The following is a 12,912-nucleotide window of genomic DNA, read 5'->3' on the forward strand; positions in this document are numbered from 1 at the left end:
TCCTATTTTTTATTTATTATTGTAACATCTAAAGAAAAATCATTTGTTCCCCTTGCTTTTAACGTAACACCTTTAGGCATTAAATTATTGCCCCCATAGATCGGAATTGATTGATATCTTACAACTTCACCTTTTTCAACAGCTGCTCGGACAGAACTCTCAAAATCTCTCATAACAGGTGAGTTTACAGGTGTCTGATAAAGCGTGACTAAATTTCGAGCATCTTTTCCAGATCCACCTAACTGGTTACCTAATAAATGCCCTCGGGCATGACCTGGACTCCCTGGTCCACCACCTAAGAAACCAGGAGGTTTAATTGATTGGCTAGCTTTACTACCAGTACCAATCATGTCCTGTGTAATTGTAGCTGTTACTCCAGTTGGTCGACCCAGGTTATCCAATTCACCAAAAATAACATTTTTAGGCGAATCTTGAGTTATTTTAGATATTCCTAGATCACCCGTACCCTTAGCAACCCCCGCACTCCCAGACGTTGCTTTCTTCACATCTCCAACCTTTTTTAAATCATGAAGTTTATCAACTATTTTTACACCTTTCCCATATGGAGTCATCATCCCAACTGCTAGGAGTTTTTCACCATAGGTAGCTTCTGGGTCAAAGAGTGTGAAAAGATCACCAAATAGAAAATCGAACCCAAACTTCGCCACACCGATTAAAAAAGGATCGAGTACTGGTCTTTTACCACCGACTGGCTGGCCAAAAATGTTATGCTCCATTTCATAATCATCGGTTTCAACTTGGAAATCCTCACCTATATTCCCTTTTATTGTACCATTTTTAATTCCTTCAAGGTATTTTTGTGTCGCTTCTATCTCTTCTTTTGTAAATCTATTGTTGATAGATTTACTTTCGCTACTTATTCCTTCAATGTCGTTATACACATTGTGCTCTAAGTCTACACTTTTTCCAATACCATTGTCAGATTTCCGTATTTTCTCTTCTATAATTATTTGAATTTGCTTTGCCCATTCCATATTTAACTTTTCACTATGAAACGTCCCACTCACAGGACTAAATCCTTTCCCGCTTTGCACTTCAGCGAGTCCGGCTGTGATGCTAGCTGCTAATTGGAGAGCGGTGCTGTAGTTGTTGCTGGACGAATGATTGAATTCATATAGACGCTCTAGTTTTTCTTCTAGTTTTTTTCTCATTGCAATTAAGACTGCAATAATTGCGTCTACTCCAGGCATTGGTGTAAGTACTTCGATTGCTTCTATACTTGCAATTGATTGATTGATTTCCTGTATTTGTTGTCTTATTTCATGTTCGATAACATCTGTTGAAGCAACTTTTGCTTGAAAATCATTTGGAAATGCTTCGTTTTGGCGAATTAATTCTTCACATAAGCATATGATTCCTTGCGCTAATGGCCGAAATGTTTGGACAAGGTAGGCTTTTGCACTACTGTATGTTTGTCCTTGTAATACTGTGTCTATCGCAAATGCATCAATAGATTGAATGGCTTGTTCCATACTTTGAATCGTAGCATTACATATAGCGTTCATACTTTGCGTTTGACTTTGAACTTCTCCCAAATACATGTTTAAACTCATGTATTGGCCTCCCTTTGTAGTTGCTGCTGTTCATAGGAAAGGTCGTTTTCTTTCTCGCTGAGATGCCGTTTTTCTTTAAGCAACGTCTCTTTTTCGTTTTCTAATTCGAATGTAAGTTTTCTTTCATACTGCCCGATCTCTTGCCGCATATTCGTAAAAAGGTGAAATGCTTCTTTGTCACCATACCAAGTTTCTAGTATTCGGTTAAATAAACGATTATTTCTATTTTTCCATTCATGAAAACTAGCCTCAGCTCGTTCTTGATTTTGCAGCGCAATTCGGTTTTCATTTTGTTCTTCAAATATAATTCGTAATTTTTGATTACATTGACTGATTCTCGTTTCAATTTCTTGACTCATCTTTTCTCCCTACCTTTTCCCCTTTACGTAGGCTGTTACATTATCGAAAAGTCTTTTGAAGTCCGGTATCCATTTTCTCAAATTCATTTGCTACGGAATGGATATTATCAATCGTTTGTTGAAAAGCAGCGCAAAATTGTGTCGTGATCTGTAAATTTTGTTGATTTGCTTCTTGTGCTTTAGAGTTCACAGATAGTGTCGTACGCGTTGCCTTATTTATAGAGCGACTAGTAGCACTTTGCATTCGATCTGAAGCATTTCTCATTTTCGTTGCAAGTTGCGTTGCCCTATGCAAATTACTTTGAAATTCTCCCATCACTTACTCCCCTCTACCTTATATTTTCAAGAAAATTATACCATGGAAAAATATTCTAATAAACGAAATGTTCGAATTTAACATACAATTCACCACTATTACTGAACATAATTTCAACATAATTGTGTCAAAAGTAGGTTCTACTTATACAAAAAAGATGGCCTCAGCTATACGCTAAAGTCATCTTTTCTACCTTATTATTTCACTAATTCTCCATTATAAGCTTTTATATCTAATGGAGCAGTTAAATACTGTGCTGCTTTACTAACGAAAGATGTGAAGTGTTCACTCGTATTATGACCCGCAACTGCCTCTTCATCTTTCCATACTTCTACCATTGTATATACATTTTCTTTTTCTGTATCTTTATATAAGTCATAAGATACATTTCCACTTTCTTCTCTTGAATTATGAATGAGCGGACGAATTTCTTCTAAAAATGATTGTTGTTTTGCTGGATCTACTTGAAATATTGCGTGAATAATAATCATGGTGTTTCCCCTCTCATATCTCACTTATTTCTGTATTTATAAAATTACTTCCACTCAGCAACTTTTTCAACTGGAAGACGTACTGATTGGTAACCACTGTCAGCAGCTTTTCCGATTGAAATTAACATAACTGGTACGTGACGTTCTTTATCTAATCCGAATGCTTCTGCGATTTGGTCTTTTTCAAATCCGCCAATTGGACAAGTGTCATAACCGTGAGCACGAGCTGCTAGCATAAATTGCATCGCTACAAGACCACCGTCAATTAGTACTGTATCTTTCATTACTTCTGGTGTAACCATTGAGAAGTAACCTGAAAGTTTCTTCATTTGATCTTCTTTTACTTCTGCTGGCATTAAACCGCGCTCTACTGCTGTACCGTAAATTTCTTCTGCGTTATCAAAGTTGTTTAAATCACCAAATATAGCGATCATTGCTGAAGACGTTTCTACTTGAGATTGATTAAATTTCGCAAGTGGTGCAAGTGTTGCTTTTGCTTCGTCACTTTCAATCACTAAAAATCTCCATGGTTGCATGTTCACAGATGATGGCGCAAGTGTTGCTTCTGTAAGAATTTCTGTCATTTCTTCTTTGCTAATTTTCACTGAAGAATCGTATTTACGAATTGAACGGCGTCCTGTTAAAATTTCGTTAAAATCATTTGTTTTTACTGAGTTAGTCATAGTTGTATTCTCCCTTTTTTATAATTCTTTTATATTTTCTTGAATGTGGTTTAACATATTTAAAAGATTGTCGCGTTCTTCTTCACTTAATCCTTTAAATGCAGATGCTGCAAAACGTTCTTTTTCCTCTTGAAACGCTTGAATTTTATTTCGTCCCTCTTCAGTTAGAGAAACTAACGTAATTCTGTTATCGTCTGGATTTTTTCGTCTTACAATCATTCCGTTTGCTTCCAACTGTTTTAAATGCCTCGTAATCGCCGCATTATCAATATTCACTTCTTGCTGAAGTGCTTTTTGACTAATTTCACCTACTTCATATAACTGAAGTATAAGCTCTAATCGAGACTGGCTCATACCCGTACACCCTTCAAACTTCGAACTTACTTCTTTATTTAGAAAGTGTAATTTATATAAAATAATCGCTTCTTTTGAGCATGAACTTGTCAAATTACCCCTCCTTTACATCCAATTCAAAAACGTTTGATGTATCAATAGTTGATATGTCAATTAATATAATCTATATCGATTTAGAATGCAAGCATTTTGTTTTCATTTTATTTTTTCCAAATTAAGGCGCTTTGTCGCGTTACAAATAATGTTAATTGCACTATAATAGTACTAATTTAAATGACTGGAGAGTGATTGTAATGCGGCAATACACAAATAGAAATGAGGAATTAAAAATGGAAAATGAAATGAGGATATTCACAAATGACAACAATAAATATAGGGATTGTCGCGCACGTAGACGCTGGCAAGACGAGTTTGACTGAGCGTATTCTTTATGAAACGAATGTAATTAAAGAAATTGGCAGAGTTGATAGTGGAAGTACGCAAACTGACTCAATGGAATTAGAGAGACAACGCGGAATTACGATTAAAGCATCTGTTGTATCTTTCTTTATTGATGATGTAAAAGTAAATGTCATTGATACACCTGGACACGCTGATTTTATCGCTGAAGTAGAGCGATCATTCCGCGTTTTAGACGGTGCAATTTTAGTTATTTCTGCCGTTGAAGGTGTGCAAGCACAAACAAAAATTTTAATGCGGACATTGCAGAAACTAAACATACCAACAATATTATTCGTAAATAAAATTGATCGTAATGGCGCAAATACTGAAAAAGTTATGAAACAAATAAAAGAGATTCTTTCAAATGAAGCATTCCCTTTCTACTCTGCCCAAAACGAAGGAACGAAAGAAGCCCGGATTATTCCATACAAATCATATGACGATTGTATGGAACTGTTAGCACCATATAATGAATCGTTACTTGCGTCATATGTAAATGATGAAATCGTACCGGACGTATTATTAAGAGAAGAACTCGAAAAACAAATACAGCAAGCAAATGTGTACCCAATCTTTTTCGGTTCAGCCATGACAGGTATAGGTGTAACTGAACTGCTCGAAAATACTTCAACCTTATTTCCAGCTAATAAGTCGGCAGAAAACGAAACATTATCCGGTGTTGTGTTTAAAATTGAACGTGAACCTTCTGGAGAAAAGATTGCTTATGTAAGAGTTTTTTCTGGTCGTTTACACGTAAGAAAATATGTTGATATACAGCGCGGGGACGTTCTGGGGCATAAAGAAAAGATTAAGAAAACATGCCTATTTCATAACGGGAATGTTGTTCAATCTTCTATCGTTCCTAGCGGAGAATTTTGCAAAGTGTGGGGACTGAATGATATTAAAATTGGTGATATTATCGGTGAACGGACGAATTATATAAAAGACATTCACTTTGCCGAACCACAAATGGAAGCTGCTATTGAAGCATTACCAAAAGAGCAAATTCATGATTTATACGCTGCTCTTATGGAACTATGTGAAGAAGATCCGCTCATTAAAGTGTGGAAAGATGATATTCATAATAAATTATATATTCGCCTTTTCGGTGAAGTACAAAAAGAAGTAATTGAAACAACACTTTTTGAGAAATATAATTTGCAGGTTACTTTCTCAAATACGCGAGTTGTATGTATTGAGAAACCAATTGGTGTAGGGAATAGCGTTGAAGTAATGGGCGAAAAAGCGAATCCATTTTACGCAACAATTGGCTTTAAAATCGAACGTGGTGAACTTAATTCTGGCATAACATATAAATTAGGTGTTGAGCTCGGCTCACTACCTTTAGCATTTCATAAAGCGATTGAAGATACAGTATTTCAAACGTTAAAACAAGGTTTGTACGGATGGGAAGTTACGGACATTATCGTCACGTTAACACATACTGGTTATGCAAGCCCTGTTACAACAGCGAGTGACTTTAGAAATTTAACACCACTCGTTTTAATGGATGCTTTAAAGCAAGCTGAAACATGTGTATATGAACCAGTAAACGCATTTGAATTAACTGTACCAGAACGTGCAATTAGTACCGCAATGTATAAGCTTGCTGCTATTCCAGCAACTTTTAGCGAGCCTATATTCAATAATGACTCCTACCATTTAACAGGTTCATTACCTGTTGCGAAAACAGATAATTTTAAGCGAATGCTTCATTCATTCACTGAAGGAGAAGGCATTTTTACAACGAAGTCATCTGGTTACAAAGAACTGAAGGCCCCCTTCCCTACTCGAAAGCGTGTTGATTATAATCCACTGAATCGTAAGGATTATTTGCTTCATGTACTTAGGGCTTATTAAGTAAAAAAAGAGGTGCAAATTGCACCTCTTTTTGCATGTATTGATAGGTTAGTTTGTCCTAACAACTTCTTTAAGTTTTTCTATTATTGTTGCTATCGCTTCAATTGAATTCTCTGTTTCATATTCCCCAACATTTACAGAATGATTTGCATTTTTGACAACTTCAATCTGTAAATTCGTTTTATGTAACCGATCGATTTGATCTGCATTATATTGGTGATCTTTATCTCCAATTACTAATAGCCCTTCGTGACGACTATGTAAAATCGAATCAAAAATGGAACTAAACGTTAGTAAAGGTGTAAGTAGTATCATTTTTGACTGTAAAAACTCTTCTCTCTTCATTAAATCATTTGCAATCGGAATTGTTCCGAGTGATTTCCCTAAAAACATAATATAGTTGTATTGCTCATCTTTTAATACTTCATTTATTACAGGATTAATATCATCCATCATTACTTTCGTTACTTCTTCCATTGGTTTATTCATTAATTGTCCATCATAAGAATAATGAATATGTACAACATCTATTTTATGTTCAAGCATTAACATTGTCGCGTAATAAAATAACGGCTTATCATAATTGTATCCTGAACCTGAAAACATAAAGCAAACCGTATTAGAGCCTTTTTCGATATGTGTGTAACGAATTACTTTGTCATTTATATGTACCTCTTTTTTAGTCCCCTTCACCCTTTTCTCCTCCGCATACATTTACTTTTGTAAAACGATATGCTCTGTATGAACTAATACATCCTTTACTTTCTCTTTTATAAACGCTGGCTGCAAGTTATATGTATCTAACTCTTCTACAGGTACCCACTTAAAGAAATATGTTCTACCTTCTTCTTCCAAAATATATTCCTCTGCCCCATTTGCAGGTAACTCATGAAGCTCTACTTCATAATAAAAACTAATTTCATGAAATTTCCTCTCAGAAAGTGTAAAGAAATTTTCTACCGACCATATTAATCTCTTTACCTCAATAGGAACCGCTAACTCTTCAGCAAGTTCTCGTTTTAACGCATCTTCACTATTTTCTAACATTTTCACTCTTCCGCCTGGTACGTACCAAAAATCTTCACCGTCACCTTGCAGAATGAGTATTTTATTATCATATTTACAAATTGCTCCGACGCGGTAGTTAAAACATGTTTCTTCAACTTTAAATGTTAGATCCACACCGATTGCCCCCTATACTTTATTTAAAAATCGCTATAAAACTATTATGTATGTGCTGTACAAATAAGATTACTAAATTTCTCTAGTTCGTTCAATAATTTTCGAACTTTCCAAAAACGATACACATCATTTGTCATCACAAGTATAAATACATATGTCACAATTACTGCGCACACTTTGGAAGCATTATGGGGGACGAATGCATCTCTATCAATATACAAAACTGAAAAATCAAATAATTTTTAAGGAATCATTATAAAAGATAAAGTAAAACTTCAATAAATGGAGTTTTTATCTTTCCCCTGTTGTTTTTAAATATTGTTAAGACATTATTAAAAAAGACGCAAGGTCAACTTATGTGCTAATTAATTCTTTTTCTAGAAAAAGCGTCTTTTATTGCACTTGTTAATACATTTAGGAATAATAAAATAGCCATAACTGCCGTTAGTACATTAAATTGCTTTGTTTTATAAGGAGCGAACCATTCCGTAAAGAACTCTGAATTAACGAGACGATCCCCAACTCCTCCTTCCTTGAAGTTCGGTATCCACGAATTCATATCAAGGATGATAAAAATTAGTTGCATAACGAAAAATGCTCCAATAGTTTTCAGCCAATTTCGTATTCGACTAGGACGCTCTTTTTTTGATGTCATTTAAACCACCCTCCTTTTAGAACTTGCTATTAAAGAGCCTTGTTCTGATAGATACGAATAGATAATATCCATGAAACCCCATAGAACCCCACTGCTATGACAGCAAATAAAAGAAATAATTTCAAATCTGAAATCTCTTTTAAAAAGGTCAGTACGCCATTAGCATATTTATTTAATAAATATGGAGTATTTCGCATTAAATATATAACTCCAATAGATAAAAATATAAAAACTGGTACAAGTGTTTTCACTTTAAATGCAACAAAAAATGGGATGTAAAATGCTGTTATCAGCATGACTGCCAAGAAGCCTAGTATGTAACTTTCTAAGGAAAGTTGAAATTCCATGCTGTCTAAAATAAAATATTTTCCAACTAAACAAAATGGGATGATTACTATTGTAAAAAGTAAGGTTCCAACGTATTTTGAACTTATAATTTCCTTCCTAGTATACGGTAATGAGTTTACTAAAATATTAGCATTATCTTTATCATCAGATTGATATGTGTTAATTACAAAAACGGCACTACAAATGATTATGACATATGCTACATCCATGCCGGCCCACAAGTAGGTAACTAGAAATAAGAGATAAGCAGGCAAGAAAGTTTTTTGTAAAATCAAATCCTTTTTAATTAAGTTAAGCATCTTGAATCCCCCTTTTTCATGAAATACATAATATCCTCTAAACTTGGTTTTTCAATCACCACATCCTTATCAAATAAGTTTTCGATAGAATGTGCATTTTCAATCAATCCCTCGAAACCTGTATTTGCCTTACGTACAGAAATAAATTCACGCTCAGTATCAAACTTTAACAAATCTAGTGGTCCTTTGACTAAAACATAATCCTCTGCAATGGCATAAATATCTTTTGTGAAAATATGCTTTCCATTTTGAATAAATGTAATATAATCGGCAATGCGGTCTAAATCCGTTGTAATATGTGATGAGAAAAAGATAGTTTTCTCTCCATCCTGCATAATATTTTGTAGAACATCCAATAATTCTCTTCTGAATACAGGATCAAGTCCAGATGTAGGTTCATCCATAATAATTAGTTCAGCATGATGTGAAAGGGCAATTGCGAGAGAGGCTTTCATTTTCATTCCTTTGGAGAATGTTTTCATTTTTTTATTTAATGGTAATTCGAACAGATCTTTATAATATGTAAATTGGTTAAAATCCCATTTTTTATAAGCAGGCGCAATAATTTTAGTAATTTCCTTTAATGTGAGTTCTTCATAAAACACATTATCGTCATAAACGAAGCCAATTCTTTCTTTAATTCGTTTCGCATCAGTCGAATAGTTCATGCCAAATAAGGAGACGTTTCCACTATCCGGGTTTATTAGATTCATAATCATTTTAATCGTTGTAGATTTACCTGATCCATTTCCTCCAATAAAACCCGTAACAAATCCTTTTTTTACTTCCATCGAAAAATTGTTTATTTGAAACCCTTTAAAAGATTTACTGACATTTTGAAGTTCTATTACGTTTTCCAAGAGTTTTCCTCCTCGTATAAAATTGTAAGCATTTCTTTTAGCTCATTTAAAGAAACATCCATTTGCTTAGCATTTTGAATCGCTTCACATAACTTTTCTTCAACTGTTTTTAATTTTTCTTCTTTCATAGTTTCAATGTTTTGTTCTGCTACAAAGGACCCTCTTCCGACAATCGAATTAATAAAACCATCTTTTTCCAGTTCTTCATATGCTCTTTTCGTTGTAATAATACTTACTCTTAAATCTTTTGCTAACTGACGCATTGAAGGAAGAGCATCTCCTTGCTTTAAATCACCTAGTAAAATAAGTTTTTTTATTTGGAGTCCAATTTGTTCGTAAATGGGTTCCTTTGAAGTGTTCGTAATAATGATTTGCATGCAAATACCTCTTTTTAAAAATATTGTATATATACTTTATATACAATATATACTATCGCACATTGTAAATCAACAGAAAATTCCCAAAATATAGCCATAAACACAATCTAATAATAAATGTAATTCATACAACTTATTTATACGGGTCTTCCTCGTATTTGCTCGATTTTGAGGTGGAGGTCTTACTGCTATCTAATGCGGTATAAAGACTACGTTGTGTTTTACGGAGAAATTGGCACAGCTGGTAGTGTGAAAGCAAAAGAGTTTGAAACAGAAGAACAATCTGAGGAAGTTGATATCAAGTTAGACTGGAATGAAGATGACGAAGAAGGATTAAAAAAGATGTTTCCTAAGTTATGGGACATGTATGGGGAAGAATCGATAGAGTGGTAGATTTGTTAATTGCCAAAAACGCCTTGTTTCTTTCGTAACAAGGCGCTTTTCATGATACTATGTTTAAATTGTTATCTTTCCACTTTCCCACCACTTCATGAAAGTTTCTAACGAAGGAGCAACCCAAGTTCTACTATCATTTTCATGATTCCATACATATATATCATCTCTTTGCACGATTCCGTTCAAAATGGAATAACCAAACAAATCACCATTTCCGCCATCAGCAAAAAATAATAAACAGTCAAAAGGCATATATAAATCCTTGAAATCAACTATACTTCTCATATTCATATTTTCAGTTTTAATTTTTGAAGCAGACCATATAAAGTCCCCATACTCACCTTGTACACCGTTTGTTTCCTGTAATAATTGATATAAATCATTCGGTAATTCCACCTGCAAATTTTTGTGAACTTCAGCGAGTTCATTCTTTGTAGCTGGATTTTTGAAACTTAAGTTTTGTGAAATACTACGAATGGTGATTTTCCACATAGCTTTTTATCCTTCCATCGCTTATGTTCAATCAAGTATAGACAAAGAGGATTCCCTAAATTGATTGATACCACTTTTCTATCAAATCTTTCTCCCTCTCGCCTGAAATACCTGCTTTTAATTCCCATTCGTCCACACTCGTCATCCACTCATATACATCTGTAACTGTATGTTCTAATTTCCTAAAAGTAAGTCCTTCTTTAACAGCACTCTCAATACTAATAGAAAACCCACCTTTCCACGGCTTTGTCTCACCTTCCAATGAAAAAGTTTCTGGAAGCCATAAAGGTATCTCTGTCCAAGGCTGCACTTTATGTTCATTCATAAACGATTCATCAACCCAAACGAATGCGGCATCACTATTCGTAACCTTTTTGCACGTATTTAATAGCTCTTCCATCGTCAATTCATAATTTGGACCTGTAACATTGAATGTACCTGCATTATTATTTTCTGCCATGTTTAGTCCCCAGTTTGCGACGTCTTTTATATCAACTATCTGCACTGGACGGTCCTTTCTTCCTGGAACTAACACTTCTCCTCCCTTTGCTACACGCCCAATCCAGTATGGAAGCCGATCTGTATAATCAAACATCCCTGAAAGAAGCCCTGCTCTTACGTGTAAAACACGCCCCGGCCAATACTTCTCTGCTTCTTTTTCACATAATACTTTCAGCGCACCATAATACTCATAAGAAGAAACTTCACCATTCTCAACAGCCTTTATTTGATTCCCCGTTGGTTTGGGTTGTAATATATAATCTTCTTTTATATGATGCGGAATCCAATCTTTATATACGGAAAGACTTGAGATGAATATATAATGCTTTATATTATCCCGTAAGACTTCTCCAACATTTCTAATGTGATGCGGAGAAAATCCACACGTATCGACTACCGCGTCCCATTTTCGATTTACTAAACTTGAAACATCATCATTTCTGTCACCGATTAACTGCTCTACTTCAGGAAAAATTTCTTTATTCGTTCCGCGATTAAATAATGTAACTTCATGCCCTCTTTTTACAGCCTCTTCTACAAAAGCTCTTCCTAAAAACCGTGTACCACCTAGAATTAAAATTTTCATGGTTCTCCCCCATTCGTGATAAAAAATCTATTCTTTTGTTTAACGATTTTTTGTTGTGAAAAGTTACGGGGTTAGTCTAACTTTTTCTACAAGTTCAACATATGTAATTTCCATTTCATATATAATTAAAATATCGGATATTCGATTAACCACTTATACATACTTAGGCAGGTGAAAAATATTAATAAACACATAGTTTATCATTCAACATTATGTATTTATTTTCTTACATCACTTGTATATATCATCTTGCTGAACATAGAAAATGGTCGTAATTATTTGGGGTTTACAATGGTTGTTCCGCTTTTAGCGGTTATTTCATATCAAACATTATATAAGAAACAAAAAATAGTTCATACATTTGGAATTTCACGCCCAAAAATAAAAACACTAATTTTCTCCATATTATTTCCACTACTTCTAGGGCTATGTCTCCATTTTTATTTTTATATTTATGATATAAAGTTCTTATATCATCATTGGAATGAATTAGGATTTCTCTTGCTCGTTGGTCTTACAATTGGATCTTTATCTGCATTATTAGAAGAGATTATATGGCGAGGGAATTTTCATTTCTATTTACGAAAAAAATATTCATTTATGCAAACAGCTATTATTATAGCTTTGCTTTGGTCTTCATGGCATTTACCAGTAGCTATCTTTTATAAAAATTATGAGTTTCAGTTTGTAGGAATATTAAGTTATCTCTCTTTATTATTTATATTGTCTTTAATTTTGACGTACACGAGAGAATATGGTGGTTCTGTAATATCACCCGCAATTTTACATGGTATGTTTAATGTATTTTATTTAACAGATGTAGTACAATACAAGTGGGATGCCAGCCTAATAGAATTAATTAAATTTACCTTACTAGCAATTGTGCTGGGCACGATGTATCTTATACTTCACAAAGTTAAAAAATAGTTAAACAGCTAAGAAAAAAGATGTTTCTTCTTTTAGTTGAAAGCAGCTTTAATAGATTATAAAGTACTTCAACACCTTGCAATTATTTAATAATCGTATAGGTGTTGAAGTTTTATAATCTTAGTTACATAACTTTGTTAACACAACACTTTTTTCTATCATGGAGAACAAAACAAGTTTAACTAAACCTTTCATTCTTATTTTTATAAAA

At 34.0% G+C, this 12,912-nt stretch carries 17 protein-coding genes; 3 read left to right on the plus strand and 14 right to left on the minus strand.

Features of this window, described 5'->3' with window-relative positions; all coding sequences use genetic code 11:
* Nucleotides 1-2: 2 nt before the first annotated feature.
* From FS802_RS11805 to FS802_RS11830, 6 genes are all read right to left on the minus strand, one after another.
* Nucleotides 3-1,574, minus strand: a complete 1,572-nt coding sequence (locus FS802_RS11805; protein ID WP_000056099.1) for a DNA/RNA non-specific endonuclease — start codon at nucleotides 1,572-1,574, stop codon at nucleotides 3-5.
* Nucleotides 1,571-1,933 (minus strand): DUF3958 family protein, encoded by a 363-nt coding sequence (locus FS802_RS11810; protein ID WP_044584584.1) that lies wholly within the window; start codon nucleotides 1,931-1,933, stop codon nucleotides 1,571-1,573. The genes FS802_RS11805 and FS802_RS11810 overlap by 4 nt, the downstream gene beginning before the upstream one ends.
* 40 nt (nucleotides 1,934-1,973) lie before the next feature.
* On the minus strand, nucleotides 1,974-2,249 hold the full coding sequence (locus tag FS802_RS11815) for a TIGR04197 family type VII secretion effector (protein WP_144525039.1): 276 nt from the start codon (nucleotides 2,247-2,249) through the stop codon (nucleotides 1,974-1,976).
* Between the two features lie 197 nt (nucleotides 2,250-2,446).
* Nucleotides 2,447-2,740, minus strand: a complete 294-nt coding sequence (locus FS802_RS11820) for a putative quinol monooxygenase (RefSeq protein ID WP_060487228.1) — start codon at nucleotides 2,738-2,740, stop codon at nucleotides 2,447-2,449.
* Nucleotides 2,741-2,784: 44 nt separating this feature from the next.
* Nucleotides 2,785-3,423 carry a nitroreductase family protein gene (locus tag FS802_RS11825; RefSeq protein WP_000185397.1) on the minus strand — a complete coding sequence of 213 codons (639 nt, stop codon included), beginning with the start codon at nucleotides 3,421-3,423 and terminating at the stop codon, nucleotides 2,785-2,787.
* A gap of 18 nt (nucleotides 3,424-3,441) precedes the next feature.
* Nucleotides 3,442-3,870, minus strand: coding sequence for a MarR family winged helix-turn-helix transcriptional regulator (locus FS802_RS11830; protein WP_000204180.1), 429 nt, complete (start codon nucleotides 3,868-3,870; stop codon nucleotides 3,442-3,444).
* 264 nt (nucleotides 3,871-4,134) lie between these two features.
* Between FS802_RS11830 and FS802_RS11840 the strand changes: the two genes are divergently transcribed.
* A complete protein-coding gene (locus tag FS802_RS11840; RefSeq protein WP_000207825.1) occupies nucleotides 4,135-6,078 on the plus strand; it encodes an elongation factor G in 1,944 nt (647 codons plus the stop codon).
* Between the two features lie 48 nt (nucleotides 6,079-6,126).
* Here the strand turns inward: FS802_RS11840 and FS802_RS11845 are convergent, their stop codons facing one another.
* The 6 genes from FS802_RS11845 to FS802_RS11870 all read right to left on the minus strand — a co-directional run bounded on the left by FS802_RS11845 (nucleotide 6,127) and on the right by FS802_RS11870 (nucleotide 9,799).
* Nucleotides 6,127-6,792, minus strand: a complete 666-nt coding sequence (locus FS802_RS11845) for an alpha/beta hydrolase (RefSeq protein WP_097860244.1) — start codon at nucleotides 6,790-6,792, stop codon at nucleotides 6,127-6,129.
* A complete protein-coding gene (locus tag FS802_RS11850; protein WP_000366258.1) occupies nucleotides 6,793-7,260 on the minus strand; it encodes an NUDIX hydrolase in 468 nt (155 codons plus the stop codon).
* A gap of 361 nt (nucleotides 7,261-7,621) precedes the next feature.
* The gene (locus tag FS802_RS11855; RefSeq protein ID WP_000202083.1) at nucleotides 7,622-7,915 is read right to left on the minus strand and encodes a YfzA family protein; all 294 of its coding nucleotides are present in this window, start codon (nucleotides 7,913-7,915) and stop codon (nucleotides 7,622-7,624) included.
* Between the two features lie 29 nt (nucleotides 7,916-7,944).
* Entirely contained in the window at nucleotides 7,945-8,562 is a 618-nt protein-coding gene (locus FS802_RS11860; RefSeq protein WP_070168920.1) for an ABC-2 transporter permease, read from the minus strand.
* Entirely contained in the window at nucleotides 8,550-9,422 is an 873-nt protein-coding gene (locus tag FS802_RS11865; protein ID WP_070168921.1) for an ABC transporter ATP-binding protein, read from the minus strand. Before FS802_RS11865 ends, FS802_RS11860 begins: the two co-directional genes overlap by 13 nt.
* On the minus strand, nucleotides 9,410-9,799 hold the full coding sequence (locus FS802_RS11870; RefSeq protein WP_070168922.1) for a GntR family transcriptional regulator: 390 nt from the start codon (nucleotides 9,797-9,799) through the stop codon (nucleotides 9,410-9,412). Before FS802_RS11870 ends, FS802_RS11865 begins: the two co-directional genes overlap by 13 nt.
* A 195-nt stretch (nucleotides 9,800-9,994) precedes the next feature.
* Here FS802_RS11870 and FS802_RS11875 point away from each other — a divergent pair, with 195 nt between their 5' ends.
* Entirely contained in the window at nucleotides 9,995-10,192 is a 198-nt protein-coding gene (locus FS802_RS11875; RefSeq protein WP_070168923.1) for a hypothetical protein, read from the plus strand.
* Nucleotides 10,193-10,255: 63 nt separating this feature from the next.
* Here the strand turns inward: FS802_RS11875 and FS802_RS11880 are convergent, their stop codons facing one another.
* The gene (locus tag FS802_RS11880) at nucleotides 10,256-10,687 is read right to left on the minus strand and encodes an SMI1/KNR4 family protein (RefSeq protein WP_070168924.1); all 432 of its coding nucleotides are present in this window, start codon (nucleotides 10,685-10,687) and stop codon (nucleotides 10,256-10,258) included.
* 55 nt (nucleotides 10,688-10,742) lie between these two features.
* Nucleotides 10,743-11,774 (minus strand): SDR family oxidoreductase, encoded by a 1,032-nt coding sequence (locus FS802_RS11885; protein WP_098715514.1) that lies wholly within the window; start codon nucleotides 11,772-11,774, stop codon nucleotides 10,743-10,745.
* A 171-nt stretch (nucleotides 11,775-11,945) separates the two neighbouring features.
* Between FS802_RS11885 and FS802_RS11890 the strand changes: the two genes are divergently transcribed.
* Nucleotides 11,946-12,701, plus strand: a complete 756-nt coding sequence (locus FS802_RS11890) for a CPBP family intramembrane glutamic endopeptidase (protein WP_098720595.1) — start codon at nucleotides 11,946-11,948, stop codon at nucleotides 12,699-12,701.
* Nucleotides 12,702-12,912: the final 211 nt, after the last annotated feature.

The sequence above is a fragment of the Bacillus sp. DE0042 genome (assembly GCF_007680225.1).
Classification (GTDB): domain Bacteria; phylum Bacillota; class Bacilli; order Bacillales; family Bacillaceae_G; genus Bacillus_A; species Bacillus_A wiedmannii.